A 26,553-nucleotide genomic window follows, 5' to 3' on the forward strand; every position below is an offset into this window, starting at 1 on the left:
TGAGCTGGAGGTATACCTCCCGTTCACGCGTCAGCCGACGGCCGCCCCCACCACGTCTGTCCTCGCGAATCTCGAAGTCCATCGCACCCCTTGAGCTGGGGTGTTGCGACGACCACTAGAACTCAAGGACGACCGGCGGGGGCGTTCCGCGCCCCAAAGGGGCGCGGGGCCGTATCGATATGCGGCTCCGCCGCGATGGGGGTCCCCCGCTCGAGCGAAGCCGAGAGTGGGGGAGCGACCAGCCACAGGCGACCGTCGGTCTCAGTTCGACGTCGCGCCGATCGTCGTCGAGCCCGTCGTCAGAAACCTGGTCGACGGCAGCGACCCGTCCACCTGCCGGGAGGCATACGCGGTCTTCGCGTCCGTGGTGGCGAACGCCGGTGTGGCGACACCCGCGTCCCAGTTGTTGGCCGCCGAGACGGTGGCACTGCCGAGCTTCGCCTTCGCGTCGCCGTTGCCGACGGCGAGGTTGCGTGCGAGACGCGCCGTGCCGGTGGCGAAGTAGAAGCCGTCCTCGGTGTTGGCGTAGGCGGTGTTGCGGTACAGCACGATGGCGCCGGTGTTGGAGTTCTCGGTGAAGCCGTGCAGGGTGTTGTCCCAGGCGGCGTTGTTCTGCACCTTGTGGGCGACGGAGGCTCCGCCGCCGCCCAGCTTGAAGCCGTTGCCGTTGCCCTCGAACGCGGGGTCGGACCAGCGGTTCTTGCCGTTGCCGAACGCCCAGGAGTTCTTGATGGTGACCGGCGAGGAGAACTGCCACAGGTCGAGGCCGTCATCCGAATTGCTGTAGAGGCGGGCGCCGTCGAGGACGTTGCCGGTGCCGGAGCCGAACTTGACGGCGATGCCGTCGGCGTTCTGGCCGTGTCCGGCCGGGTCGTAGTTGCCGTAACTGTCCAGGTTCTGCACGAGGTTGTTCACGGTGCCGTCGCCGCGCAGGGTGAAGCCGGAGTCGCCGTTGTCGGCGGTGACGAGGTTGCGGAAGATGCCGCCGGTGGAGGAGGTGACGACGAAGCCCTGGGCCGGGGAGTTCTGGAAGGTGAGGTTCTCGACGGTCCAGTAGCTGCCGTGGATCCCGGCGAGCCAGGAACCGTCGGGCAGCTTGGATCCGTCGATCTTCACCTTCTCGCTGCCGTACGCCTTCAGCGTGATCCGGCTCGAACTCGTCCCACTGGCCGTGGACTTGAGGCTCACGGTGGGGGTGTACGTGCCGCCGCGCACCTGGATGGCCGTACCGGCGACGGCGTTCTTGACGGCCGACTCCAGTTCGGGGGTGGTGGAGACGGTGACCGTCGTCGAGGCGGCCTGGGCGCCACCTTCGGACAGGCCGAGGTACACGCCGCCCGCCCCCGCGGCGACGGCCACTGCCGCGGCGATCGAGAGGGTGCGCGTCCTGCGGTGGCGTCCGGTGCTCTGACGCACTGGGGCGTTCCTTTCCTAGGGGGATGGAGCGAAACGGGCCGGAGGGGCCGCCCCGGCCCGTTTCTGAGATCCGGTCGTCGCAGTGGCCGGAAAGGTTGCCGGGGCCGCGCGAAAAGGACCGAAACTTTCGGTCCCCTCCCGCCCCGGCAGCACCGATTGACGCAGCGTCCTCGGCAGATGACACTCCGAAGGCGCGTCATCCAACAAAAATCCCCACACTCACACAGGATGTGCCATGCGCCGCCCCACCGTCCGCACGTTCCTCCCGCTTCCTTTCCTCGCCCTCCTCTTCACCCTGTTGACCGCCCCGCCGGGCAGCACGCAATCAGGAGCACCACCTGTGAAGGACACCCAGTACGCCGGTTATCTCTTCGCCTACTTCACCGGCGAGGGCACCGCCGACGGTGAGCAGATCCGCTACGCCCTCAGCCGCGGCAACGACCCGCTGCACTGGCGGGAGCTGAACGCGGGCAAGCCGGTCCTCACCTCCACCATCGGTGAGAAGGGCCTGCGCGATCCGTTCGTGATCCGCTCCCCCGAGGGCGACAAGTTCTACATGATCGCGACCGACCTGCGCATGTACCGCAACTCCAGCGGCAGTTGGGACCACGTGCAGCGGCACGGCAGCAAGTCCATCATGGTGTGGGAGTCCACCGACCTGGTGCACTGGACCGACCAGCGCCTGGTGAAGGTGTCCCCCGACAACGCCGGCAACACCTGGGCGCCGGAGGCCTACTGGGACGAGACGCTCGGCGAGTACGTCGTCTTCTGGGCGTCGAAGCTGTACGCCGACGACGACCCGGACCACACCGGCTCGACGTACAACAAGATGCTGTACGCGACGACGAAGGACTTCCGCACCTTCAGCGAGCCGAAGGTCTGGAACGACCCCGGCTACTCGGTGATCGACTCGACGGTGGTCGAGCACAAGGGGACGTACTACCGCTACACCAAGGACGAACGGGACCCGAGCTCGTCCAGCCCCTGCTCGAAGTTCATCACCGCGGAGAAGTCGACGACGCTCACCTCGACGGCGTACGACTTCGTCGCCGACTGCATCGGCAACGGATCGATGGACCGCGGCGAGGGGCCGACGGTCTTCAAGTCCAACACCGAGGAGAAGTGGTACCTGTTCATCGACGAGTACGGCGGCCGCGGCTACCTCCCCTTCGAGACGACCGACCTCGACTCCGGCCGCTGGACCATGTCGAAGGACTACCAGCTGCCCGCGAGCCCGCGGCACGGCACCGTCATTCCGGTGACGCAGGCGGAGTACGACCGGCTGCTGGCCGCCTACCCGGTCAGCCCGACATCGGTCGTCGACGCGACGGCCATGGGACAGCAGGGCTATGCGATCGTCACCGAGGCGCAGAGCAAGGTGGTCCTGCCGATGGACCCGAAGGTGAACCTCCGCCATCTGGCGCCCACCCTGGCCGTCGGCGCGGGCGCGAGGGTGTCCCCGCCCTCCGGCACCCGCCGCGACTTCCGCACCCCGCAGACCTACACGGTCACCGCGGCCGACGGCACGACCCGCACCTGGACGGTGGAGGCGGTGGCGACCCGCAGCCCGGTGTTGCCCGGTCTGTACGCCGACCCCGACATCCGCTACATGGACGGCCGCTACTGGATCTACCCGACCACGGACGGCTTCCCCGGCTGGAGCGGCACACGGTTCAAGGCCTTCTCCTCGAAGGACCTCGTCCACTGGAAGGACCACGGCGTGATCCTGGACCTGGGCCCGGACGTCTCCTGGGCGGACCGGAACGCCTGGGCGCCGGCCATCGCCGAACGCGACGGCAAGTACTACTTCTACTTCTGCGCCGAACAGCAGATCGGCGTCGCGGTCGCCGACTCCCCCGCCGGCCCGTTCAAGGACGTGCTCGGCAAACCCCTGGTCGCCAAGGGCGGCCAGTTCACGGGCCAGATGATCGACCCGGCGGTCTTCACGGACGACGACGGGACGTCGTATCTCTACTGGGGCAACGGCCGCGGATACGTGGTGCCGTTGAACGACGACATGGTGTCGTTCGACACGGCCGAGGTGAAGGACATCACCCCGGCGAACTTCCGTGAGGGTGCCTTCGTGGTGAAGCGCCAGGGCACCTATTACTACATGTGGTCCGAGGACGACACCCGCAGCGAGAACTACCACGTCGCCTACGCCACCGGCCCCACTCCGCTCGGCCCGTGGACCAAACGGGGCACCATCCTCCAGAAGCGCCCCGAGTACGGCATCCTCGGCACCGGCCACCACTCGGTGGTGAACGTCCCCGGCACCGACGACTGGTACATCGTCTACCACCGCTTCGCCCTCAACGGCCCCGGCAGGCCGGGCGGGGACGGCACCCACCGGGAGACCACCGTCGACCGCCTTCGGTTCGCGGCCGACGGGACGATCGAGCCGGTGGTGCCGACCCTGGGCTCGATCAGGCCCGTGCGGGACTGACCGCCGGACCGGGTTGTTGCCGAGGGCCTGGTTCCAGGACTGCGTCGAGCCAACGGAGGACCTCGTCCTGCATACGGTCGACGAAGACATGACCGAGATCCGGCCAGGTCCTCAGCAGCAACGCCTCCTCGGCACGGCAGGAGCGCCAGACGGCCCGCAGCCTGTCGTACGCCATGCGGACGCCGGCGGCGGGGAACAGCGGATCCAGTGCGCCGTTGAAGAAGAGCATCGGCCTGGGGGCGGCGATGCTCGCCACGTCGGGGATGTCGAGATGCCGGGCGAGCCCGGGGTGGAGCATGTAGTACGCCGACTGCCCGCGCAGCGTGTTGTTGCCGGGCACCATCATCTCCTTCAGGCCGGTCATCCAGCAGACGCAGGCCGCGGCCGCGATGTCGTCCGTGAGCGCGGCGGTCTGCCAGGCCCGGTAGGCGCCCATGGAGAAGCCGAGCGCCGCGACGCGATGCGGGTCGACGCGGTCCAGGCCGGCCAGGAATCCGGCGGCGCGGACGTCCTCGCGGGCCATGAGTCCGGAGAGGGAGGAGCCGAGGTTGTAGAGGTTGGTGGCCAGCGCCTGCTGTTGGTCGTAGGCGAGGGGGCCTCTGTCGCCCCAGCCGAGGGCGTCCACGGCGAACACGACGTAGCCGTGCCGGGCGAGTTCGTCGCCGATGAACCGCCCGCTGAAGTGCCGGTCGGCCCAGGCCTGCGCGGCGGCCTCCCGGGTGTCGTCGTACCAGGGCCGGACGAGTTTCTCCTTGCCGATGTCGAACCTGGCGCCGTGGTCGTGCAGAAGCAGCACGGCGGGGAAGGGGCCGGTGCCGTGCGGGGTGAGCAGGGCGCCGCGGACGCGCTCGTAGCCGGTGAGCGAGAGGGTCACCAGCTCCCGGGTGAAGCCGTCACCTCGGGAGCGGGAGCCGAATGCGGGCGCGTACGGGATCGCGTCCTGGCGTGCCACGACGAGCAGTTCCTCGACCTTGGCCCGGGCGGCGCGTCGCCACGCCGGGAAGGAGCGGATCGGCGAGCTGCCCCAGGCGAGCGGGAAGTCCAGCTCCGCCTTCAGGGCCGGGTGGAAGTCCGGCAGCGGCCCGTCGACGGAGTCAGGTGCGCTCATACGGCCTCCAGTCACCGAGATAGGTGCGCCGGGTGTGTCCGGCCGCCGTCTCCGGCGTCAGCTGCGGCCGGTTCTCCGGCACCGGAATCAGCGCGCCCGGACCCGAGTTGGCGTACTCCGCGAAACGCATCGACTGCCACGGATAGGTCTCACGCATGTTGGCGTAGGGCGCTACCGCGTCGATGCCGGGGCCGAGCCAGGTGTCCCGCACGGTGAGCATCGGGTGGGCGGTGGTGTCGGAGCTGGGCACCCAGGGGCGGGCCAGCTTGTAGAAGGCGTCCGGGGCCTCGCTGCTGACCCGGCTCCGCATCACGAGGTAGCCGCGCGGGTTGGCGCCCGCCGTGGAGGGCGCGAAGACGAAGCCGTACGGGGCGCCGGTCAGGTCGGTGCGGTTCAGCGTGCGGAAGTGGCAGTGCTCGTACACCGCCGTCGCCCGGCCGAAGACGAAGTCGACATCGCCCTCCACATAGCAGTGGGCGTAGTACTGGCGGGCGAAGAGGCCGAGGCCGAACGAGTCGGCGTACAGGGTGTCCTGGTGACCGAGGAACCGGCAGTGGTGGAAGGCGGAACGGTCGCCCTGCACCTTGATGGCGACGGCCTGGGTGCCGGAGATGCCGGGATGGTCGGCACGCAGCCAGTCGTTGGCGAAGGTGATCCAGCGGGCGGTGAAGCCGTCGGTGCGGATCAGAGTGGTGGCCGAGCCGCTGGTGCCGTAGGTGCCGGAACCGTCGGGCTTCGGGGTGCCGGCCGCGTTGTCGTAGACGATCACCACGTCCCGCGGATCCTCGCTCGCGCCGATCCAGGTCATCTCGGTGGCGGCCTCGGTGCGCTGCCCGGTGGCCGGGTCGACGACCCCGGCGCTCACCGTCTCGCGGTAGAAGCCGGGCGCGATGACCAGGGTGAATCCGGCGGTGGTGGCGGCGTCGACGGCGGCCTGGACGGTGGTGAAGTCGCCGTGCCCGTGCGGATCGACGTAGACCGTCTTCGGCGTCAGCCGCCGGGCCGGTGACCCGTGGCGGCCGAACGGGCGCCGCTGTTCGTGGGCGTGCGCGGACAGCGGCGCCAGGCCGAGGGCGGCGCCGGCACCGGCGCTCGCCATGAGGAATCCCCTTCGGGACATGGGGAGTCGGAGGTGGGGCGAGGGCATGCGGGTGCTCCTTCGCGGTGCGGCTCGGTCGGTGGATGAGCGCCGGGGCGGACTGCGATCGACGCGGCCCGCCCCGGCCCGTACGTGGCGGACGTCAGCGCAGCCGGCCGGCGCCGGCGCGGTCGCCGACGATCCTGGGGACCCACCGCACCGGGTCGACCTTGGTGCGCAGGGTGGGCGTCCAGCCCGCGCCCGACTGGAGGGTCTCGCCCGGGATCTCCGCGTTGTGCACGGCGATGAGGTCGGTCGGCTTCCCGTTGACGTGGTTGCCGACGGCGGTGACGGGCGCCTCGTTCCACTTCTTCAGGATCTTCGCCGGACTGACCCCGTCCGGCAGGGTGAACGCGTTGTGCTCGGCGACGAGTTGGGACTCCTTGCCGATGCCGAAGCTGTAGGAGTAGCCGGGGCCGGCGACGAAGTGGTTGTTGTACGAGTCGACCTGTCCGAACCGGACGCGCGGCGCGCGCTCGATCAGGTTCGCGAACAGGTTGTGGTGGAAGGTGACCTTCAGATGCCCCCGGTCGCCGACGGCGGTCGACTCGCTGTCGCTGTTGCCGATCAGGATCGTCTTGTCGTGGTCGGCGAAGACGTTCCAGGAGGCGGTGACGTAGTCGGCGCCCCGGACGATGTCCAGCTCGCCGTCGTGCTGCTGGTACAGCATGCCGAAGTAGGTCGGCGCGGCGCTGTCGGGGTGGTCGCCGTCCGTGAAGGTGTTGTGGTCCAGCCAGACGTGGGTGGAACCGTAGACGACCGCGCTGTCGTACTCGGAGTTCCAGTTCCCGGTCGACCCGTCCGTGGGGTCCCACTGCGGGAAGCAGTCGACGGGGCTCTCGATGGTGAGGTTGCGGACGATGACGTTGTCGACGCCCTTGATCTGGAGGCTGGCGCCCTTGAAGCCGGCGTTGCGCCCGATGCCGATGATGGTGGTGTTGGCGGGGACGAAGGCCTTGATGGCCGCGTCCTGCCGGGCGGCGGAGGCGCGGCGCAGCCCCTCGGGACTGTCGGCGGGCTCGGCACTCAGGTCGGTGTCCAGCCCCCACTTCTCCGGCGCGTACTTCTCCAGATAGGCGTCGAAGTCGTACCCGGGCGCGGCGAAGGCGTCGCACCCCTCGGCGACCGCGTCGATGGCACCCTTCACCTTGATGATCTTCGGCGCGTCACCGCCGTCGGCGAGGGCCGCCCTGAACTCGGCCCAGCTGGTGACCGTGTACACATGCTCGGCGTCGGCGGCGGCACCTCCCGTGGTGCCGGTGCCGTACGCGCCCCAGCCGTCGTTGGCGCCGAGCACTTGACGGGCGGTGTCCCGGTGCCCGTCCGCCCCGGCGGAGGCGGTCCCCGCGACGGACAGCACCAGGGCGGTGCAGCCCACGAGCGAAGTAATGACAAGTCCATGACATCTCTGCTTGCGCACTGTGCGGCTCTCCTCGCGTTATGCGCCCGCGGCGTCGGCCGCCTCGGGCCAGGTGATCCAGGAGGTGGGGATGTCGTCGTCCAGCCGGACGACGTCCCGCGGCGCGAGCACCCTCGTACGCAGCAGCTCCCGCGCCACCAGCCGGGCCACGGCGATCGCGCCCGGCGGATTGAAGTGCGTGTTGTCCTGCTCGGTCGCGGTCCAGTTGAAGTACGCCTTGGTCCCCTCGACCCCGAGCTCCTGCCACAACCCCAGCGACAGCGCCTGAACGTCGAGCAACGCCACCCCTTCCTCCTCGGCGAGCGCACGCATCGCCGCCGGGTAGTCGCCATGGCTCGGCACCGCGTTGCCGCCCACATCGAACCTCCGACGCTCGACGGGAGTGACCAACACCGGCCGCGCACCACGCGCACGGGCACCGTCGACGTACAGCCGCAGGTAGTCCTGGTACGTGGTCCAGGGCTCGGTGTAACGCGCGGGGTCGGTGACCTTCTCGTCGTTGTGCGCGAACTGGACGAGCAGAAAGTCACCCGGCCGTATCGCGGCGAGGATGACGTCGAGTCGTCCCTCGTCTACAAAACTCTTCGAACTCCGCCCGTTCACAGCGTGATTGGCAACGAGCCGGCCCTTGTGGAGAAAGAAGGGGAACGCCATTCCCCACCCGGTCTCGGGCGCGGCGTCGGCGTATTTCTGAGCGGCGGTGGAGTCACCGGCGATGTAGAGGGTGCTCCGTCGGCCGCCGGCCTGAGCGGTTCCGGTTGCCGCAATGGTGAGAGGTACGGCAGCGAGAGCAGCAGAGGCGACCTGTCTACGCGTGAGTGACACGACGATGTGCCCTTTCAACAGGGGGATGGGAAGCTAACCCAGGGGCGCGGTGCTGTATCAATATGCGGCTCCGCCGCGTGGGCGCGACCAGCCAGGGACGGCCCGCAGCCCGAAAACCACAGACCGCCCCACGGCGAACCCGAACAACTAACCCTGCTGTTCCTTCCATTCGGCCTGCGCCTCATTCAGCTGCTCGGCCAACGTGTCCAGAAACTCCTTCGCACCCATGTCCCCCAGCAGCACCTTCTGGAAGTTCGGCTCATTGTCCGCCTTGGAGATCGTGTTCCAGTCCGGCAGGTAGTACGGCAACTGCACGATGGTCGTAGACCCATCACTCAGCGCCTCCGCAGCCAACTTCGTCGGCTCCGCCTCGGAAATCCACGCGTCCTTCGCCGCATCGGTGTGCGCCGGCACCTGCCCCGCAGACTCGTTGAACTTCGAGTTCGCCTCGGGCGAGGTCGCGAACTCGATGAACTTCCACGCGGCTTCCTTGTTCTTGGAGCTCTTGAACACCCCGAGCCCGTCCACCGGGTTGGACACCTGCACCCGCTTGCCGCCGGGCCCGATCGGCTGCGGAATGCCCCGGAACTTGTCCGTGCCGAACGCCTTCACGTGGTCCTGGTACGAGCCCAGGTTGTGGTTCAGCATGCCGATGGTGCCGGAGTCCCACTGCGCGACCATCTTGGTGAAGTCGTTGTTGAGGTCGGCGGCCGGGGTGACCTTCTTGTAGAGGGCCGCGTACTTCTCCAGCGCCGCCACGTTCTTCGCGTCGTTGACCGTGGTCTTCTCACCGCTCGCGTCCCAGAAGGACGTGATCCCGGACTGCCCGTACATGGCGTCCAGCGCCTGGGCGATCGACCCCGCCCCGCCCCGGATGGTGTACCCGAACTCGTTCTTGCCCGTGTCGGTGAGCTCCTCGGCGGCCTTGTAGAAGGCGTCCCAGGTGGTGGGGTCCTCCAGTCCCGCCTTCTTGAACAGGTCGGTGCGGTAGTACAGGACACCGTTGTTCGCGGAGGTCGGGATCGAGTACAGCGCGTCGTCGCCACCGCCGGCCGCCTTCAGCGACTCGACCATGTCCTCGTTGAGCTTGCCGTTCAGCGACGACTTGGCGAGCCGCTCGTCCAGCGGCTCCAGCGCGCCCTGCGCGGCGAACCCGGCGAGCATGGCCGCGCCGACGCCGCCGACGTCCGGCAGGCCGCCGCCCTGGATGGCGGTGTCGACCTTGGACTGGTACTCGGTGGAGGCGATCCCGACGTACTCGACCTTGATGTCCGGGTTCGCCTTCTCGAAGTCGGCGATGATCTCCTTCCAGATGTCGGTGCGGACACCGCCATTGTTGTCCCAGAAGACGATCTTGCCCTTGCCGCTGCCCTCGCCGCCCTTGTCGCCGGCCGCACCGCTGCCGTCGTCGCCGCAGGCGGTGACGGTCAGCGCGAGCACGGCGCCCAGGGCGACGGCGGCCGGCATACGACGCCTGCCGGTGCTGCTTCTGCGATTGCTGATCTTCATTGGTCGGCTCTCTTCTTCTGGATCCAACGGAGATGTGAAGGTGTGTGGGGGTCAGTGGTGATCGGCGGGGCTGTGCAGCCCGGTGCCGATCTGCTTCTGCGGTCCTGCGAAGCGCTTGACCAGCGTCGGGACGGCTGATGCCGGGTCCAGCCGGTAGTCGTAGAAGGCACGCGGGTCGAAGGCCGCGCCCCACTCGTCGTGCCGCCCGGTCGTGCCCTTGAGGATCGACCCGCGCTGCACCAGCTCGGCCGTGCTGTCGGCCTGGTAGGGGTGCTGGACGTCCTCGTAGTAGGAGTTCTCGATGACCATCTTCGTCTTGCCGCGCGACCAGTTCCCGTACGTCCACACGGGGTCGCCCGGATCCGCCTGCGCGGTCAGGTAGTTGTTGTAGAGGTGCGCGTAGGCGGCGTTGTCGACGGAGGGGTTGCGCTGCTTGGTGTTGGCGAACAGGTTGTGGTCGATCGTGATCTGCGTCCTGACGTCGGTCGTCCAGCCGAGCCCGAACGTCTTGTTGTTGTTCTCGAACCGGTTGTAGGAGACGGTCACGTACTCGCTGTCCTTGCGGACATCGAGCTGCCCGTCGCAGATGTTCGAGAAGCGGTTGTGGTCGACCCACACGTGGTGGACGGTGTCCATCTGGATGCCGTCGAAGTCGGTGTCCTTGCAGTCCCAGTTGCCCTCGATCGCCGAGTCGCGGATCGTCAGGTTGCGGATGATCACGTTGTGGGTGCCGGGGCTGAGATGGAACTCGCCCTGCACCAGCTCACCGCTCGTCCCGACGCCGACGATCGTCTTGTCCGAGGCGACCTCGATGCTCGCGCCGAACGGCTGCGCGGTGATCGTGCCCTTGACGCGGATGACGTACGGCTCGGGCGCGACCGCGTACTGCGCCAGCGAGGCCTGGTCGGTGACGGTGACGACCTTGCCGCCCGCACCGCCGGTCGTGCCGCCGGCCAGGGAGGCAAAGCCGTGGGGGCGGTCGGTGAAGCGGTCGGCCGTGACCGGAGCGGTCGGGGCGGCGTCCGCCTCGACCGCGCCCAGTCCCAGCGCGGCGACCAGGCCCATGACGGCGGCCAGGGCTCTGCCCGCTCCTGGCAAGCGCTTGCTCCGGAAGTGCGTCATTGCGGCTCCCAACAGGCGTGCGGTGACTTCACATGGCGGTGATGCGGAAGTGCGTGAACATGCCGGCGCCGGCATGCCCCGGCCCGTCCTCGGGCGCGAGGGCGAACAAACCGAGCAGGGCGCCGACCCACCGCCAGGGGGTGGCGGCGAAGACCTGCCCGGAGGGACGCGGGCCGTCGCCGACGTCGTAGAAGAAGCGGCAGCGCGCCCCGGATCCGATCTCGATCCGCAGCAGCGCCCGCCCCTCCGGAGCCGGCCGCGGATGATCGGCGTCCCGCTCCCTCTCAGCCACACCCTCGGCGAACCGGTGCACGAGGTGGACGGTCCCGTCGGCCGCCCGCTGCAACCCGATCCAGCTGAACGCGTCCCCGAGCACCGCGAGCCCGGCCCGTGCCCCCGGTTCCTCGCTGTCGAGCCGCAGTTCCACCTCGACGACGGCCGGCCTTCCGGGCAGCCGCTGGGTGAGGATGCTCGGCAGTCTGCGCAGGTCGTGCGCGTCGGCCGAGCGGACGCAGGTCAGCCGTAGCCCGTCGCCGGAGTGCTGGGTGACCCAGCCGTCGCGCAGGTTGGCCGTCCACTGCCACTGGCGGCCGTACCGCCCGCCGGGGAAGTCGTCGTCGGTGGCGGGCGCGGCCGGCGGCTGCGGCGGCAGATCGGGCCGTTCGTGTACGGCGACGGGTGCGCCGTCGTCCCCGAGCACCGGCCAGCCTCCCCCACTCTCGGCTGCGCTCGAGCGGGAGGTGCCCCCATCCCCCCAGCGCATCGGCTGGAGGTGCACCACCCGGCCGTAGGCGCCGCGCTGCTGGAAGTGCACGAACCAGTCCTCGCCGGACGGGGTGCGCACCCAGCCGCCCTGGTGCGGTCCGTTGACGTCGGTGTCCTTCTGCTCGAGGACGACCTTCTCCTCGTACGGCCCGAAGAAGCCGCGTGAGCGGAAGGCGCCCTGCCAGCCGGTCTCCACTCCCCCGGCGGGCGCCAGGATCCAGAACCAGCCGTCGTGCCGGTAGAGCTTGGGCCCTTCGAGGGTGAACCAGCCGGGGATGCGGTCGGCGTCGACGATCACCTTGCCCTCGTCGAGGAGGGAGGTCGCGTCGGGGTGCATGCGGTGACCGGTGAGGCGGTTCTTGATCCCGGAGCGGGACCTGGCCCAGGCGTGTACGAGGTAGGCCTCGCCCGTTTCGTCGTCCCACAGGGGGCAGGGGTCGATCAGGCCCTTGCCCGCCTTCAGGAGGTGCGGGCGGGTCCAGGGGCCGCGTATCTCCGGGGCGTTGATCTGGTAGATGCCCTGGTCTGGGTCGCCCCAGAAGATCCAGAAGCGGTCGTCGTGATGGCGCAGGGACGGTGCCCAGACGCCGCAGTCGTGCCGGGGCGTGGCGAACGCGTCCGCCGGTTCCAGGCGGTCCAGGGCGTGTCCGATCAGCGTCCAGTTGACCAGGTCGCGGGAGTGCAGCAGGGGAAGGCCGGGGACGCGGCCGAAGCTGGAGGCGGTGAGGTAGAAGTCGTCGCCGACGCGGATGACGTCCGGGTCGGACCAGTCGGCGTCGAGGATCGGGTTGCGGTACGTGAGGTCGGTCTGCTGCGCGGTCACTGGGTCACCGCCTTCCGGGCCAGGGCCGCGGCCTCGTCCCGGCCGAGCCGGCCGTCGGCGACGACGGTGACGATCCGGCGGACGACGGTGTCGCCGGGCGGGATCGGCAGCCGCTCGTCGTGGGCGAGCGAGGAGCCGACGCCGGGGTATTCGGCGGTGCGGACGAACCAGGGGTCCCGGCGGGTGGCATCGGTGGCGCCGGTGAAGACCAGCGTCCAGCTTCCCTGCCCTGTCAGGGCCAGCCAGTCGGCGCGGGTGCCGTGCACCTGCTCCTCGCCCTCGGCACCGGCCGTGAAGACGGCGGGTGCGTCCGCCTCCTTGCGGGCGCGCCAGAAGAAGCCGCCGTAGGCCGCTCCGGGGCGCCCGTTGGTGGCGGGACTGCCGATCGACAGCGGGCCGGAGGTGATGTTGGTGAGGGCGAAGGTGAAGTCCAACGCCCAGGCGGTATCGGTGAGTTCGGTTGCGGCGACCGTACGGCGCTCGCGCAGCACCTCTGCTCCCGCGGCCACCCAGCGCAGTTCCTCGACGAATCCGTCGGGATCGCGGAGCTGGAAGGCGACGTGCCGCTGGGCGCCATGGTTGTCGAGCTCGGTCGGACCCTGGCCGCGGACGTAGGTGCGCCCGCCCCAGAAGTTGTGCCCCTCGACGTCGGGAACGGCGACACCGACGCCGAGGTGGTGCAGGTGGTCGGCGGGGCTCAGCTCGGTGACCGCCGTGCCGGCCAGAGTGGTGACGGGGTGCAGGTACGGGCGCGGGGAGAGCCGGTCCGGGAGTTCGGGCCGGGTGACGTACCGGCCGACCGGGCGGCCCGCGACGCGCAGAACCGGGGAGTCATGGGTCGTCATCGGGTGCTCACCTCCTTACGGTCGTTCCGCAGTGCGTTCCCGAGCGCCCACGGAGCGCCCAGCTCTGAGTAGAGGGCGAGGGTGTCGGCGGCGGCCGCGACCAGTCCGTCGACGCCGGGCACCACCCGACGGTGCTCGCCGGCGAGGAGATGCCAGGCGGAGTCGGGCAGCGGGGCCGGGTCCGGGGCCTGCCGGATCGCCTCCACGACCCGCATGAAGGCGCCCGTCGTGTCCGGCGGGACCAGCAGGTCGGCGCCGGTGGTGAGGTGCTCGACCAGGTTCTCCAGCAGGTCGGTGCGGCCGTGCTCCGACTCCTGCGGGCCGTGGTCCGCCCGCTGGAGCAGGACGCGGTCCTGCTTGTACCAGAGGGTGATCCGGCCCCGGCTGCCATGCACCAGCACGTAGGGCTCGTCGGGCCGCTCGGCGCACAGGGTGGCGGCAACGGTGACCGGGCGGCCCCCGGTGGTGGTGACGCGGACGCAGGAGGTGTCGTCGGCCTCGATGGCGTTGGCCCGCCACAGCTCCGTCTCGATGGCGGTGACGTCCTCGGCGCGGGTGGCACCGCTGAGGGCGAGTGCGGTGGCCACGGCGTGCGCGAGCGGGTTGGTGAGCGCCCCGTCGATCACGTCGACGCCGTTCATCCTGCGCCGGCCCGCCCACGGTGCCCGCCGGTAGTACGCCTCGTCGCGCGCCCAGGCGCCGGCCCCGCCGACCCCGGTCACCTCGCCGATCGCACCGTCGGCGATCAGCTCCCGGATCGCGGGCACGGCGTGCGAGCCCAGCGACTGGAAGCCGATCTGACAGGCGACGCCCGCCTCGGCGACCCCGTCGGCCATCCGGCGGAACTCGGCGTACGACGGCGCTGGCGGCTTCTCCAGCAGGAGGTGGACGCCTCTGCGCGCGGCCGTCAGCGCAAGGTCGGTGTGCGTGGGGATCGGCGTGCAGATGACAGCGACGCGGGCACCGGTGGAGTCGAGCAGCGCGCCGAAGTCGGCGGACTGCGCCGGGAGTTCGCCGCCGAACTCCTCCTCGGTGAGCGGGGTCAGCTCACAGATGCCCGCCAGTCGTACGAGACCCCGCTCCTGGAGCCGGCGGATGTTCTGCACGTGCCAGCGGCCGTGCCCTCGGGCGCCCGCGAGTACCACGGGCAGTGGTGTGGTCATGGGATCCTCCCCGCGCCCGCTCCGCGTGCCACCTCTCCGGCGATCCGGATGATCCTCCGGCGCACCCTCATCAGCCCTTCACCGCCCCCGCGCTGAACCCGGTGATCAGCCACTTCTGGATGAAGGCGAACACGAGCACCACCGGGACGGCGGCGATGATGCCGCCCGCCGCGAGGGCGCCCAGGTCGACGCTGTCCGCGCTCATCAGGGTGTTCAGGCCGACCGGGATGGTCTGCTTCTGCTGGTTGTTGAGGAACATCAGGGCGAACAGGAAGTGGTTCCAGGAGTGCACGAAGGCGAAGGAACCGACCGCGATCAGCCCGGGGCGCAGCAGCGGCAGTACGACGACCCGGAAGGCCGTCATGCGGTTGCAGCCGTCGACCCAGGCCGCCTCCTCCAGGGAGTACGGCACGTTCTTGATGAAGTTGCTGATGAGGATCATCGACAACGGCAGCTGGAAGACCGTCTAGGCGAGGATGACGCTGCCGAGCGAGTTGATCATCTGCAGTTCGGCGAAGATCTCGAACAGCGGGACCAGCAGCAGCGCGCCCGGCACGAACTGGGAGCAGAGCAGGGCGAGCATGAAGGCCCGCTTGATGCGGAAGTCGAACCGGGCGAGCGCGTAACCGCCCGCCAGGGCGACGACGGTCGTCAGGAAGAGGGTGGCCAGGCCGACGAGCACGCTGTTCTGGAAGTAGGTACCGAAGCTTCGCTCCGTCCAGACCTTCTCGAAGTGGTCGAAGGTCATCGGCCAGGGGACCAGGGAGGTCGAGCCGGCCGGGCGCAGGGCGAAGAGCAGGATCCAGTAGAAGGGGATGAGGGTGAAGAGCAGGTAGATCGACAGCGGCAGATAGATCTGCCAGCGCGGGGCCTCGTCCCAGGCGCGGCGCTTCTTCGCCGGACGCTGCGGCTCGCGCACCGTGCGCCGGGGCGCGGGCGCGACCATGGTGGCCTCCTTGGTGGTGCTCACTTGTCCTCACCTCCGAACTTGCTCAGCCGCAGATAGACGATCGAGCAGAAGAGCAGGATCACGAACGCGACCGTGGTCAGGGCCGACGCGTAGCCGAAGTTGTGGGCGTCGACGCTGGTGTTGGCGATGTACAGCGGGAGTGTCGTGGTCTCGCCGGCCGGCCCGCCGCCGGTGAGGGTGTACAGCAGGTCGACGTTGTTGAACTCCCACACCGCACGCAGCAGCGTCGACAGGACGATGGCGTCCTTCAGGTGCGGAAGGGTGATGTGCCAGAACTGCTTGAGCCGGCTCGCCCCGTCGACCTCGGCGGCCTCGTACAGGTCCTTCGAGACGGACTGGAGGTCGGCGAGGATGAGGATCGCGAAGAAGGGCACGCCGCGCCACAGGTCGGCGACGATCGCCGCCGGGAACACGGTGGAGGTGTCCGACAGCCAGCTGGTGCCGTACGAGCCGATGCCCATGTCCGCGAGGTAACGGGTGATGCCGGTCTGGGAGTTGTAGAGCAGCACCCAGATCGCGGAGGTCAGCACGCCGGAGACGGCCCACGGGGAGAAGACCATCGCCCGGCCGAGGGCCCGGCCCACGAACGTCTGGTTGACGATGAGGGCCAGCGCGAGACCGAACAGCAGCTGGAGTCCGACCTCGACGACGACCCACTTGGCGCTGAAGATCAGCGTGTCCCAGAAGAGCGGGTCCTCGGTGAAGGCGTGGACGAAGTTGTCGAAGCCCGCGAAACCGTTCCGCCATGGCTTCGTGGGGTTGTAGTCCTGCAGGCTGTAGTAGAAGACGCTGAGCACCGGGTAGGCGATGAAGCCCAGCATCAGCAGGGCCGCCGGGGCGATCAGCAGGTACGGCAGCCTGCGCGGCGTGGCGGAGGCACGGCGCCGCCTCGGTGGCGCGGGCGGTTTCGCCACGGCTGCGGCTTGGGCCATGACTGTTCTCCGTTCTCGTACGTCGTGCGTGCGTCGTGCGGGAAGCGCTTTCTCCCTGTGCAGGGGTGTGCGCTGTCGTGCTGGGGTTCAGCCCGCGTACGGGTCCGCGACCTTGCCCGGACGGGCCAGGAACTCGAAGTCGCAGCCGGTGTCGGCCTGGGTGATCTGTTCGTTGTAGAGCGCGCCGTAGCCGCGCTCGTACCGTGCGGGCGGCGGCGTCCACTCGGCTTTGCGGCGCTCCAACTCCTCGTCGTCCACGGTGAGGTGGAGGGTGCGTGCCTCGACGTCCAGGGTGATCAGGTCCCCGGTCCGGACGAGTGCCAGCGGTCCGCCGATGTACGACTCGGGCGCCACGTGCAGCACACACGCGCCGTAACTCGTGCCGCTCATCCGGGCGTCGGAGATCCGCACCATGTCCCGTACGCCCTGCTTCAGCAGGTGGTCGGGGAGCGGCAGCATGCCGTACTCGGGCATTCCCGGGCCGCCCTTGGGTCCGGCATTGCGCAGCACCAGCACGCTGTCGGCGGTGATGTTCAGCGACGGGTCGTTGATGGTGCGCTGCATCGTCCTGTAGTCGTCGAAGACGACCGCGGGGCCGGTGTGCTTGAGCAGATGCGGCTCGGCGGCGATGTGCTTGATGACGGCGCCGTCCGGGCAGAGGTTGCCGCGCAGGACGGCGACCCCGCCCTCGCTCGCGACCGGGTTGTCGCGCGGGCGGATGACGTCGTCGTTGTGCACCTGGGCGCCGGCGATCTGCTCGCGCATCGTGTCGTACGACACCGTCGGCCGGTCCAGGTGGAGCAGGTCCGGGATCCGGGACAGGAACCCGGGCAGGCCGCCGGCGAAGTGGAAGTCCTCCATGAGGTACGTCTGTCCGCCCGGCCGTACGTTGGCCAGCACCGGGACGGTGCGGGCGATCCGGTCGAAGTCGTCCAGCGTGAGCCGGACCCCGGCCCGGCCGGCCATGGCGATGAGGTGGATGACGGCGTTGGTGGAGCCGCCGAGGCCGAGGACGGTCGTCACCGCGTCCTCGAAGGCCTCCCGGGTGAGGATCTCGCTCAACTTCCGGTTGCGGTGGACCAGTTCGACGGCGATCAGGCCGGCCTTGGCGGCCATCCGGTCGTGCCCGGAGTCGACGGCCGGGATGCTGGACGCGCCCGGCACGGTCACGCCGAGCGCCTCGGCGGCGGCGGTCAGTGTGGACGCCGTACCCATCGTCATGCAGTGACCGGGCGAGCGTGCCAGACCGCTTTCCAGTTCCTGCATCTCGCAGTCGCCGATGAGGCCGGCGCGCTTGTCGTCCCAGTACTTCCACATGTCGGTGCCGGAGCCGAGGACTTCGTTACGCCAGTGGCCCGGCAGCATGGGCCCGGCGGGCACGAAGACCGTCGGCAGGTCGACGGAGGCCGCGCCCATGAGCAGCGCGGGCGTGGACTTGTCGCAGCCGCCCATGAGCACGGCTCCGTCGACCGGGTACGACCGCAGCAGTTCCTCGGTCTCCATCGCGAGCAGGTTGCGGTAGAGCATCGGGGTCGGCTTCTGGAAGGTCTCGCTGAGCGTGGAGACCGGGAACTCCAGCGGGAAGCCGCCCGCCTGCCACACGCCCCGCTTCACGGCCTGGGCGCGGTCGCGCAGATGGACGTGGCAGGGGTTGATGTCGGACCAGGTGTTGAGGATCGCGATGACGGGCTTGCCCAGGTGTTCCTCGGGCAGGTAGCCGAGCTGGCGGGTGCGGGCCCGGTGGCTGAAGGAGCGCAGCCCGTCGGTCCCGTACCACTGATGACTTCTGAGCTCCTCGGGACGCTTCCGGTCGGTCATATGGACCATCCGGCGGCGATGGCGGCGACCTCGGCGCGCTCGCTCTCGGGCAGCGGCCTGCTGGGCGGACGGACCTCGCGGCGGCACAGCCCGAGCGAGGCGAGGGCCTCCTTGACGACCGTGACGTTGTTGGCGGAGCCGTTGGCGGCGCGCAGCTCCTCGAAGCGGCGGATCTGCTCCCAGACCTTCATGGCGGCCGGGTAGTCGCCGGATCGAAGCGCTTCGATCATGTTCAGCGAAACGGACGGGGCGACGTTCACGAGTCCCGAGGTGAAGCCGGTGGCGCCCGCGGAGAAGTACGAGGGGGCGTACGGCTCGGCGAGGCCGGCCACCCACACGAACCGCTCCAGGCCGGCGTCGCGGGCGAAGGCGGCGAACCGGGCGGCGTCCGGGACGGCGTACTTGACGCCGATCACGTTCGGGCAGGCGTCGGCCAGCTCGGCGAGGCGGGCGCCGGTGAGCTGGCCGTTGCGGATGTACGGGACGACGCCCAGCTCGGGCACGGCCTCGGCGATGGCCCGGTGGTAGTCGACCCAGCCGCTCTGCGAGACGTACGGGTGGACGGGCTGGTGGACCATCACCATCCCGGCGCCGAGTTCACGGGCGTGCCGGGCGGAGGCGACGGCGGTCGGTACGTCGTGGCCGACGCCGACCAGGATCACGGCGCGGTCGCCGGCCTCGTCGATGGTCAGCTCGGTGACCAGCTGCCGTTCCTGCGGGGTGAGGGCGTAGAACTCGCCGGTGTTCCCGTTGGGGGTGAGGGTCCTGATCCCACCGTCGAGCAGACGACGCAGCAGGGCCCGGTGGGCGTCCTGGTCGACGGAGCCGTCCTCGGCGAACGGGGTCACCGGGATCGCCACCACGTCGGCCAGGGCCGCCCGCTGGGTCTCGAACGTCGTTGTCATTCCTGACCGTCCTCTCCCTGGGCCTCGGTCCCCGCGTCCGGGAAGGCCCGCTCGACGAACGACGCGATGTGCGCGTGGAGGGCGCGCGCGGCGCCGTCGGCGTCTCCGTCCAGAGCGAGCCGCAGGATCTCGCGGTGCTCTTGGGCCTCCCGGTCCCAGGAGGGGTCGGCGGCCCAGGCCACGGCGGAGACAAGGGCCGCCTGGTCGCGGACCTCGTCCAGCATCCGGCCGAGCAGCGGGTTGCCGCACGGCACGTACAGGGCGCGGTGGAACTCCCGGTTGGCCAGCGAGCGTTCGGCGGTGTCCGTGGCGTCGTCGGCCCTGGTCAGCGCCGACCGTGCGGCGTCCAGGGAGGCCCCGCGCCGTACGGAGCGCCGCAGTGCCTCCGGCTCGAGCAGCAGCCGCACGTCGTAGACCTCGCGCGCCATGTCCGCGTCCACCATGCGCACGGTGACGCCCTTGTACTGGCTCATCACCACCAGTCCGGTCCCGGCCAGGGTCTTGAGCGCCTCGCGCACCGGGGTCTTCGACACCCCGAACTGTGCGGCGAGTTCGGTCTCCACCAGGGCCTGACCGGGCGTCAACTGCCCGGTGAGGATGCGGCGTTTGATCTCCTCCAGCACGTACTGCGTGCGGGAGGGGATCGGCGTGGGCACAGAGGTCATGCGCGCCTCTCGGATCTCGCGTATGGGATCTCGCGTATCGCGTCTCATATATGACGTACGAAGTACGACGCGTTGAAGGTAGGAGCGCCCCGGTGTTTCGTCAATGCTTCTGACAAAGGAAGTTGCGGTTGCGTTCAGGCGGGCCGGAGGTCGCCCTCACGTGCGGTGGCGGTGGGCCCGCCGAAGGCCGCCGCGGCACGGGCGGTCTCCGATTCGGGGGTGAGGGTGGGTCCGACATGCGTGACGAGCAGCTCCCGTGCGCCTGCCGCGCGGGCGGTCGCGCCGGCGTCCTCGGGCGTCAGATGGACCTGTTCGCCTTCGCGATGCGCGTCGATGTCGGCCTCGCACAGGAACAGGTCGGATTCCCGGGCGAGTTCGATGAGGGCGGCGCAGGGCCCGCTGTCGCCGGAGTACGCCAGCACGCTCCCCGCGCACTCGGCGCGCAGCCCGTACGCCTCGGTGTCGTGGCGTACGGCCCTCGCGCCGAGGCCGAGGTCCCCGTGCCGCACCGTGTGGCCGTCGTACAGGAGCCGGAAGTCGAACACGCCGCTGAGGAACGCCGGATCCGAACGCCCGAAGAACGCCGCGAGCCGTGGTCCGCAGTCGCCCGGCGCGTAGACGGGCAGCGGTGCTGGCAGGCGGAGCCCGCCGTACGCGAACCCGTAGGCGGCAGCCAGCAGGTCGGCGCTGTGATCCGCGTGCAGGTGCGAGATCCAGATCGCCGTGAGCCGGGTGGGATCCGTGTGCCGCTGCAACTCGGCGAAGGTGCCGAACCCCGCGTCCACCCACACCTCGGCGCCTCCGCCGCGGAGCAGGTACCCGGAGCACGGCCGTCCGGGGGCCGGGTGGGGGGACGCGGTACCGAGGACGGTGAGGCTGAGGGGCACAGGGGCAGCGTACGGGCGGCCGGGATATCGCGTCTGCGGATGGCTCAGGCGCTCCTCCAGGTGCTCCTTCACACGCGGGCGCGTGCCGTGACGAGGTGGTGGCAGCGTCTGGCACGCTCTGCCGGTTCGTCGTCCCCGCCCGAGAGTTCGGCCAGGTAGTGCAGCAGGTCGGTGACGGCGTCGGAGTCCGGGCCGTCCGCGAGGAATGCCCGGGTCGCCTCCTCGACGGTGTCCTCCCGATCGAGGAGGAGCGCCCGGAACAGGCCGAAGAACCTGGTGGCGTCGTCGTCCGGGGATTCGGCCGGGCGGCTGAGCAACTCGGTCCACTGCTCCCGGCACGCCGCCGGCCCCGAGGTCACCGTGTCCAGCATGACCTTCTCGAACAGAATGCCGGAATCATCGGGATCGGATGCGGCGGCCTGCTCGAGGTCCTCCCGTGCCTGTGCGTAGCGGCCCGCCTCCCTGAGGGCCATGCCTCGGTGGGTGAGGGCCCAGACCAGGGTGGGGTCGAGATCCAGAGCGGCCGTGAAGTCGGCGACGGCTTCCTCGTAGCGGCCGGTCTGCCGGTGGGCTTCGCCGCGTTCGGCGAGGGCCCACACGAGGGTCGGGTCCTGGTCGATCGCAGTGGTGAGGGCGGCGACGGCCTCGTCGTAACGACCGGCCTGCCGGTGGACTTCCCCGCACTCGGCGAGCGCCCGTACGAGGGCCCCGTCCAGGTGGAAAGCGGCGGTGAGGTCGGCGATCGCCTCGTCGAGACGACCGGCCACGCGATGGGCCGCCCCGCGCTCGGCGAGAGCCCAGGCGTAGTCCGGATCGAGCGCCAGCGCGGCCGTGAAGTCGGCGACCGCCTCGTCGAAACGACCGGCCTGCCGGTGCGCCTGGCCACGTTCGGCCGGAGCCCAGTCCAGCGTGGCGTCGATCTCCAAGGCGGCGGAGAGGTCGGCGACCGCCTCGTCGAGACGACCGGCCACGCGATGGGTTTCTCCGCGTTGGGCGAGGGCCCAGGCGTACGGGGGGTCGAGTTCCGCGGCGGCGGTGAGGTCGGCGACGGCCTCCTCCAGGCGACCGGCTGCCCGATGGGCCGCCCCGCGCTCGGCGAGGGCCCAGACGAGGGTCCGGTCCAGGTCGAGCGCGGCGGTGAAGTCGGCGACGGCCTCGTCGTGACGACCGGCCGCCCTGTGCGTCAGCCCGCGTTGAGCCCGGCCCCAGGCGTAGGTGGGGTCGATGGCGAGAGCCGCCGTGAAGTCGGCGACCGCCTCGTCGAAGCATTCGGCCTGCTGGTGTGCCAGGGCACGGAGGATGAGGACGTCTGAGGCGAGGGTGGGGTCCAGGTCGAGCGCGGCCGTGTAGTCGGCGACGGCCTCGTCGTAACGGTGCAACCCGAAGTGGGCTTGTCCGCGGGCCAGGAGCGCCCGCGCCTGGGCCGGGTCGAGTTCGAGGGCGGCCGCGAGGTCGGTGAGGGCCTCCTCATGGCGTCCGGCCATTCCGTGGGCCTCTCCCCTTCGGGCCAGGGTCCAGGCATTGGCGGGTTCGAGCCGGAGAGCGGTCGTGAAGTCGCTGACCGCCTGGTCGGTGTGCTCGAGCCAGCGATGGACGTCACCTCGGTAGGCCCACGCGTCGGCGTTGTCGGGGTCGGTGGCAAGGGCGCGGTCCAGTTCCGTCAGCGCCTCGTCGTCGCGGTCGGCGAGATAGAGGTGCAGGCCGCGGTAGGTGTGGGCCCAGGCCCGGACAGCGGTGTCCAGCCGGCCGTGGGTCAGCAGGGCGGCCAGGGCGGTGCAGTTGGGTGCGCCGTCGGCGACGGCGTTCTGGAGGCGGTCGGCCCAGGTCAGCAGGGCCGGGTCGGCGGTGTCACGGGCCGCCTGCCCGAAGATGTCGGTCCACTGCTGCAGGATCTCCGCGTTCTGGCCGGCGGCGTGCACGGCCTGCTCGAGCGCGGCCGGCAGGTGGGTGGCGGGCTGTGCGCACAGTCGGTGGTACGTCTCGTCCAGGCAGTGTCTGCGCCACCGGCTGTCGCGCCATCGCTTGGCCTCGGGAAGCCCCTGTTCGGCTTCGGCGCGCCAAGCGGCGTGCGCGGCCGCCAGCCGGAGGTGCGCCGCGGTCCAGCGCTGGGGAGAGTGGGCTCGCTGCTGGCGGACCATGCTCGCGCGCACCACGGCGTGGTACTGCTTGAAGTCGCCGCGGCCGCTGACGAACGGCTGCTCGCACAGCCACCCCCACAACCCGTGCGCCTGAGGCGGTGCGGCAGTGGCGAATATGTCCTCGTTCAGCTGCGGTGCGAGCGCGCACGCCAGCACCGTCTCACGCTGCTGCGCATCGGTGATCCACTGCACGAAACGTTCGACCGCCGTGTCCACCGCGTCCCCGTCGGCTTCGACCTCCTCGGCCGCCGCGGGCCGGGTCAGCGCCAGGAGTTCGACGAGCAGCGGCAGCCCCATCGACAGCTGTACCACCGCCTCCACCACGTCGGGCTCCGTCACGCCTCGCGCGGCAAGCAGCGCTCTCGTCTCCGCGACGGTGAACACATCCAGCGGGACGTCCGCCACGAGCGCCCGCAGCGGAGCCCACTCCCGTTCCGCGAGTTCGTCACGCCCGGCCAGCACCACGATCACGTCGGCGGGCAGCGGACCGAACGCGTCTGCCAGCAGGTCCCGCAACCAGCCGTCCAGATACCGGCCGGTCACCTCCCATGTGTCGAGGAACAGCACGACCCACCGGTACCGGCCGCACAGCCGGCCCAGCTCCGAGACGAACGCCCGGCTCACCTCGGCCGCGTCACTCGCGCGGGCCCGGCGGCTCCGGGACCGGGCACCGGCCCGCAGCCGGTCCAGCCCCTGGGCCGTGGCGTCGGGGTTCGCCATCGCGGTCACCGCGCCGGCGCCCGGAATCAGCGAGATCGCGCCCAGCGCGGCCTGCGCCGCCACCCTGCTGGACGTGGAGGCCTCGCCCTCCGCCGGCACCGGTTCGGCGGCCGCCTCCTGCTCCCGGCGGTACTGCCCGGCCGCCCGGTCGTACTCCTTGAGCGGCCCGGCCTGTTCGGCCAGTTGCCGGGCCAGCTCCGCCAGAGCCTGCTGCACGCCGTGGACGTCGCTCTCGTCCACCGCGGCGATCGCCGCGCCCGCCCGCCGGGCCGCCTCCTGCCACTCGCGCAGCAGCGTGGACTTGCCCACTCCGCCCACCCCGCGCACGTGGAACAGGAACTCCGCCGGATCCTCCTCCGACTGCGGGTCCTTCGCCAGGTTCTCCGCGAACAGCGACAACTGCCCCCGCCGGCCCACGAACCGCGCCCGCGCACGCTGCCGTATCAGCTCGCCCCGCGACCGGCTCCGGCGCCCCGACCCCGACATGCCCCGCTCCCCCCGTCCGGCCTGCCACGACCACCGCTTCAGGTAACCGCCTCCCCGGCCATTCTGCCGCGCTTCAGGGGCCCGGAATCGCGGCGTCAGGGGCACGGGCGTCAGAGTGGTCTCGCTGCAGCACGCCGCATCTGCGATCAACCCCCTGGTGTCCTCGCGCCCTACGGCGCCCCGCGTCCGCGATCAACCACCCCGTCGTGGCTGCCAACCGGGATCCCGTCCGCTCAGCCCGATCGCCCGGTCCAGGAGAGGTGCGTCGGACAGGACAGGCACGACGGGGCCGAAGATGCCGCCGCCCCGGTCGGGGTCGTCCGCGGCCGCGGCGAGGAAGTCGTGGCAGGCCTGGAGCGCGGCGGGGTCGGGCTCGTAGGTCTGGCCGGTCGTGCGGGCCAGGTCCCAGCCGTGGATCACCAGTTCGTCGGTCGCGATGAGGCCCGCCGCCTCTCCGGGCAGGTCCACGCCCCCGGCACGGGTCATGCCGGTCCAGGCGGCCGGGTCGCGCCATGCCTCGGCCAGCTCCGCCAGGACCATGGGCAGCTCCTCGCGCCAGCCGGGGCCGATGTCCGGCAGGGCGGCCTCCGGGCTGGTGTCGGTGGTGGGGCCCAGTTTCTTGCGGCCGGCGTCGCGGAAGGCGACGGCCAGGCCGATCAGGTGACCCAGCAGGTTGCGCACCGCGTACTCCGGGCACGGCGTCCCGTCCGGGAGCTGATCATCCGTGACGCCCTCCACCAGGCGTGCGATGACGCGGGTCTGCGGTCCGAGGTCGAGGGTGGGTTGGTCGGTCATCGGTGCTCCTCACGTATCCGGCTCTTCGAGGGTGGACCGGCCGCGACCGCGGAACTCATCGGCCGCCGACGCCACACCGCCGTGGCCAAGGCACCTGCCCGATGCCTCACCCCCCGCCTCAGAACCACGATGACCGGGCATGACGACCACCACCACCTGGGCACTCACGCGCGTCCTGCGCGACCGAAATTCGGGCCTCTGTCTCGCCGGAGTCGTGGTCTCCGGCTTCGGCACGTCTGCGCTGTGGCTGGCATCCGGCGTCTGGGCCAAGGACCTCACCGGCTCCGACGGCCTGGCCGCGCTGTGCCTGCTCGCCATGTGGGCGCCCACCCTGGCCGGCCCGCCCCTCGGCACGCTCGCCGACCTCCCCCAGTCTCGGCTTCGCTCGACCGGGCGGTGCCCCCATCGCCGCAAACCCCTCCTGATCGGCGCGAACCTCCTCCTGGCCGCCCTCCTGCTCACCCTCCTCACCGTCGACTCCCCCGGCCGCCTCTGGATCCTCTTCGCGGTCCTGTTCGTCTACGGGGCCGCAGGCGTCGTCCACGACGCCGCCGAGTCGGCCCCTCGTCGCGCGCGCTGTCTCCCCGTCACTGCTCGGCAACTTCAACGGACTGCGCATGACCGCCACCGAGGGCATGAAACTCCTCGCCCCGCTGGCCGGCGCCGGCCTCTACGCGGCGTACGGCGGCCCGAGCGTCGCCCTGCTCGACGCGGCGACGTTCGTGGTCGCGACCGGCCTGTACGCCTGCCTCCGGGTCCGCGAGAGCCGACCCGAGCCGCCGAGCGGCGGCTGGTGGGCGCAGACCGCCGAAGGCGCCCGCCACTTGTGGACGCACCCCCGGCTGCGATCGCTCGTCCTGGCCGGCGGCACCACCATGCTCTTCGCCGGGCTCAGCGGGGCGATGGTCTACGCCGTCATCGACGGCCTCGGGCACGCGCCCGCATACGCCGGTGTGCTGTACGCCGTCCAGGGCGCCGGTTCCGTGGCGATCGGGCTGCTCTCCGGCCCCGCACTGCGCCGCCTCGGCGAGCGCCGGTTCGCCGCGTACGGCATCGCCCTGACGACCGCCGCGGCGGGCCTGCGGGCGATCCCGTCCGACCCGGTGGCCCTGGTGTGCAGCGCGGCGATCGGCGCGGGCCTGCCCTGCGTCCTGATCGCCGCGCTCACCGCCGTACAGCGCGAGACACCGGACGCGCTGCTCGGCCGTACGATCGCCACGGCCCACACGCTCGTCTACACGCCCAACGTCATCGGGCTGGCCGTGGGGGCGGCGCTGGTCGAACTGCTCGACGTCCGGCTGCTGTTGGCCGTACTGGGCGTGACGTGGCTGGTGACCGCACTGCCACTGCTTCAGAACCCGGCGAGCTCCTCCCGTACCGCCGCCAAGTCGCCGTCCGACGCCAACCCCGCGTGATAGAGCCGGATTTCGGTGGCTCCCAGCTCACGCGCGCGTGCTGCGTCCGCCGCCAGGGTGCCGGGGCTGCCGCCCATCCCGGAGATGACACCGAAGTTGGCGGCGATGACGGCACCCACGCGGCCCTGCTCGGCGAAGGGCGTCAGCAGGCGGAGCCCGCCCGCGCACGGCACGACCACGCCGTCCGCGACGGACAGGATGTGCGCGGGATCGACGCCCGGGTTGGCGCCGCAGTGGTACGT

General features: G+C 70.7%; 18 protein-coding genes and 3 pseudogenes. 2 read left to right on the top strand and 19 right to left on the bottom strand.

What is annotated here, in order from left to right:
• Positions 1-261: 261 nt before the first annotated feature.
• Positions 262-1,416 carry a right-handed parallel beta-helix repeat-containing protein gene (locus ACTWQJ_RS14950; protein WP_443307125.1) on the bottom strand — a complete coding sequence of 385 codons (1,155 nt, stop codon included), beginning with the start codon at positions 1,414-1,416 and terminating at the stop codon, positions 262-264.
• Between the two features lie 235 nt (positions 1,417-1,651).
• Between ACTWQJ_RS14950 and ACTWQJ_RS14955 the strand changes: the two genes are divergently transcribed.
• The gene (locus ACTWQJ_RS14955) at positions 1,652-3,862 is read left to right on the top strand and encodes a family 43 glycosylhydrolase (protein ID WP_443307126.1); all 2,211 of its coding nucleotides are present in this window, start codon (positions 1,652-1,654) and stop codon (positions 3,860-3,862) included.
• On the opposite strand, the gene ACTWQJ_RS14960 is transcribed toward ACTWQJ_RS14955, so the two are convergent.
• The 17 genes and pseudogenes from ACTWQJ_RS14960 to ACTWQJ_RS15040 all read right to left on the bottom strand — a co-directional run bounded on the left by ACTWQJ_RS14960 (position 3,843) and on the right by ACTWQJ_RS15040 (position 24,896).
• Entirely contained in the window at positions 3,843-4,970 is a 1,128-nt protein-coding gene (locus ACTWQJ_RS14960) for a dienelactone hydrolase family protein (RefSeq protein WP_443307127.1), read from the bottom strand. The genes ACTWQJ_RS14955 and ACTWQJ_RS14960 overlap by 20 nt on opposite strands.
• Complete coding sequence (locus ACTWQJ_RS14965) at positions 4,957-6,117, bottom strand: pectinesterase family protein (RefSeq protein WP_443307128.1); 1,161 nt, start codon at positions 6,115-6,117, stop codon at positions 4,957-4,959. The genes ACTWQJ_RS14960 and ACTWQJ_RS14965 overlap by 14 nt, the downstream gene beginning before the upstream one ends.
• 94 nt (positions 6,118-6,211) lie before the next feature.
• Positions 6,212-7,528, bottom strand: a complete 1,317-nt coding sequence (locus ACTWQJ_RS14970; protein WP_443307129.1) for a pectate lyase family protein — start codon at positions 7,526-7,528, stop codon at positions 6,212-6,214.
• A gap of 18 nt (positions 7,529-7,546) precedes the next feature.
• A complete protein-coding gene (locus ACTWQJ_RS14975) occupies positions 7,547-8,353 on the bottom strand; it encodes a rhamnogalacturonan acetylesterase (protein WP_443307130.1) in 807 nt (268 codons plus the stop codon).
• A 147-nt stretch (positions 8,354-8,500) separates the two neighbouring features.
• Positions 8,501-9,862, bottom strand: a complete 1,362-nt coding sequence (locus tag ACTWQJ_RS14980; RefSeq protein ID WP_443307131.1) for an ABC transporter substrate-binding protein — start codon at positions 9,860-9,862, stop codon at positions 8,501-8,503.
• Positions 9,863-9,913: 51 nt separating this feature from the next.
• Positions 9,914-10,984, bottom strand: coding sequence for a pectate lyase family protein (locus ACTWQJ_RS14985; protein ID WP_443307132.1), 1,071 nt, complete (start codon positions 10,982-10,984; stop codon positions 9,914-9,916).
• A 28-nt stretch (positions 10,985-11,012) separates the two neighbouring features.
• A complete protein-coding gene (locus ACTWQJ_RS14990) occupies positions 11,013-12,572 on the bottom strand; it encodes a family 43 glycosylhydrolase (protein WP_443307133.1) in 1,560 nt (519 codons plus the stop codon).
• On the bottom strand, positions 12,569-13,417 hold the full coding sequence (locus ACTWQJ_RS14995) for a PmoA family protein (protein WP_443307134.1): 849 nt from the start codon (positions 13,415-13,417) through the stop codon (positions 12,569-12,571). The genes ACTWQJ_RS14990 and ACTWQJ_RS14995 overlap by 4 nt, the downstream gene beginning before the upstream one ends.
• The gene (locus ACTWQJ_RS15000; RefSeq protein WP_443307135.1) at positions 13,414-14,580 is read right to left on the bottom strand and encodes a Gfo/Idh/MocA family protein; all 1,167 of its coding nucleotides are present in this window, start codon (positions 14,578-14,580) and stop codon (positions 13,414-13,416) included. Before ACTWQJ_RS15000 ends, ACTWQJ_RS14995 begins: the two co-directional genes overlap by 4 nt.
• A gap of 70 nt (positions 14,581-14,650) precedes the next feature.
• A pseudogene (locus tag ACTWQJ_RS15005) lies at positions 14,651-15,526 on the bottom strand (carbohydrate ABC transporter permease).
• Positions 15,527-15,546: 20 nt separating this feature from the next.
• Entirely contained in the window at positions 15,547-16,482 is a 936-nt protein-coding gene (locus ACTWQJ_RS15010) for a carbohydrate ABC transporter permease (protein ID WP_224736891.1), read from the bottom strand.
• 87 nt (positions 16,483-16,569) lie between these two features.
• Complete coding sequence (gene araD, locus ACTWQJ_RS15015) at positions 16,570-18,300, bottom strand: L-arabinonate dehydratase (RefSeq protein WP_443307136.1); 1,731 nt, start codon at positions 18,298-18,300, stop codon at positions 16,570-16,572.
• Complete coding sequence (locus tag ACTWQJ_RS15020; protein WP_443307137.1) at positions 18,297-19,205, bottom strand: dihydrodipicolinate synthase family protein; 909 nt, start codon at positions 19,203-19,205, stop codon at positions 18,297-18,299. The genes araD and ACTWQJ_RS15020 overlap by 4 nt, the downstream gene beginning before the upstream one ends.
• Positions 19,202-19,870 carry a GntR family transcriptional regulator gene (locus tag ACTWQJ_RS15025; protein WP_129797229.1) on the bottom strand — a complete coding sequence of 223 codons (669 nt, stop codon included), beginning with the start codon at positions 19,868-19,870 and terminating at the stop codon, positions 19,202-19,204. Before ACTWQJ_RS15025 ends, ACTWQJ_RS15020 begins: the two co-directional genes overlap by 4 nt.
• Positions 19,871-20,004: 134 nt before the next feature.
• Positions 20,005-20,757 (bottom strand): MBL fold metallo-hydrolase, encoded by a 753-nt coding sequence (locus tag ACTWQJ_RS15030; RefSeq protein ID WP_443307138.1) that lies wholly within the window; start codon positions 20,755-20,757, stop codon positions 20,005-20,007.
• A gap of 68 nt (positions 20,758-20,825) precedes the next feature.
• Positions 20,826-24,101, bottom strand: coding sequence for a tetratricopeptide repeat protein (locus ACTWQJ_RS15035; RefSeq protein WP_443307139.1), 3,276 nt, complete (start codon positions 24,099-24,101; stop codon positions 20,826-20,828).
• Positions 24,102-24,293: 192 nt separating this feature from the next.
• Positions 24,294-24,896 (bottom strand): TIGR03086 family metal-binding protein, encoded by a 603-nt coding sequence (locus ACTWQJ_RS15040; protein ID WP_443307140.1) that lies wholly within the window; start codon positions 24,894-24,896, stop codon positions 24,294-24,296.
• A gap of 139 nt (positions 24,897-25,035) precedes the next feature.
• Between ACTWQJ_RS15040 and ACTWQJ_RS15045 the strand changes: the two are divergent.
• Positions 25,036-26,311 (top strand): annotated as a pseudogene (locus ACTWQJ_RS15045) (MFS transporter).
• Here ACTWQJ_RS15045 and ACTWQJ_RS15050 read toward each other — a convergent pair.
• Positions 26,248-26,553: pseudogene (locus ACTWQJ_RS15050) on the bottom strand (hypothetical protein); the annotation flags it as partial. The pseudogenes ACTWQJ_RS15045 and ACTWQJ_RS15050 sit on opposite strands and share 64 nt — an antisense overlap.

Origin of the sequence: Streptomyces sp. KR55 (assembly GCF_052245645.1) — a bacterium.
In the GTDB taxonomy this organism is placed as follows: domain Bacteria; phylum Actinomycetota; class Actinomycetes; order Streptomycetales; family Streptomycetaceae; genus Streptomyces; species Streptomyces flavusporus.

Bases quoted from the DNA above. Each gene is read 5' to 3' on its own strand.
- ACTWQJ_RS14980 (WP_443307131.1), bottom strand. From the start codon at position 9,862: ATGAAGATCAGCAATCGCAGAAGCAGCACCGGCAGGCGTCGTATGCCG.
- ACTWQJ_RS14955 (WP_443307126.1), top strand. From the start codon at position 1,652: ATGCGCCGCCCCACCGTCCGCACGTTCCTCCCGCTTCCTTTCCTCGCC.
- ACTWQJ_RS15040 (WP_443307140.1), bottom strand. From the start codon at position 24,896: ATGACCGACCAACCCACCCTCGACCTCGGACCGCAGACCCGCGTCATC.
- ACTWQJ_RS14985 (WP_443307132.1), bottom strand. From the start codon at position 10,984: ATGACGCACTTCCGGAGCAAGCGCTTGCCAGGAGCGGGCAGAGCCCTG.
- ACTWQJ_RS15000 (WP_443307135.1), bottom strand. From the start codon at position 14,580: ATGACCACACCACTGCCCGTGGTACTCGCGGGCGCCCGAGGGCACGGC.
- ACTWQJ_RS14995 (WP_443307134.1), bottom strand. From the start codon at position 13,417: ATGACGACCCATGACTCCCCGGTTCTGCGCGTCGCGGGCCGCCCGGTC.
- ACTWQJ_RS15010 (WP_224736891.1), bottom strand. From the start codon at position 16,482: ATGGCCCAAGCCGCAGCCGTGGCGAAACCGCCCGCGCCACCGAGGCGG.
- ACTWQJ_RS14965 (WP_443307128.1), bottom strand. From the start codon at position 6,117: ATGCCCTCGCCCCACCTCCGACTCCCCATGTCCCGAAGGGGATTCCTC.
- ACTWQJ_RS15025 (WP_129797229.1), bottom strand. From the start codon at position 19,870: ATGACCTCTGTGCCCACGCCGATCCCCTCCCGCACGCAGTACGTGCTG.
- ACTWQJ_RS15035 (WP_443307139.1), bottom strand. From the start codon at position 24,101: ATGTCGGGGTCGGGGCGCCGGAGCCGGTCGCGGGGCGAGCTGATACGG.
- ACTWQJ_RS14960 (WP_443307127.1), bottom strand. From the start codon at position 4,970: ATGAGCGCACCTGACTCCGTCGACGGGCCGCTGCCGGACTTCCACCCG.
- ACTWQJ_RS15020 (WP_443307137.1), bottom strand. From the start codon at position 19,205: ATGACAACGACGTTCGAGACCCAGCGGGCGGCCCTGGCCGACGTGGTG.
- araD (WP_443307136.1), bottom strand. From the start codon at position 18,300: ATGACCGACCGGAAGCGTCCCGAGGAGCTCAGAAGTCATCAGTGGTAC.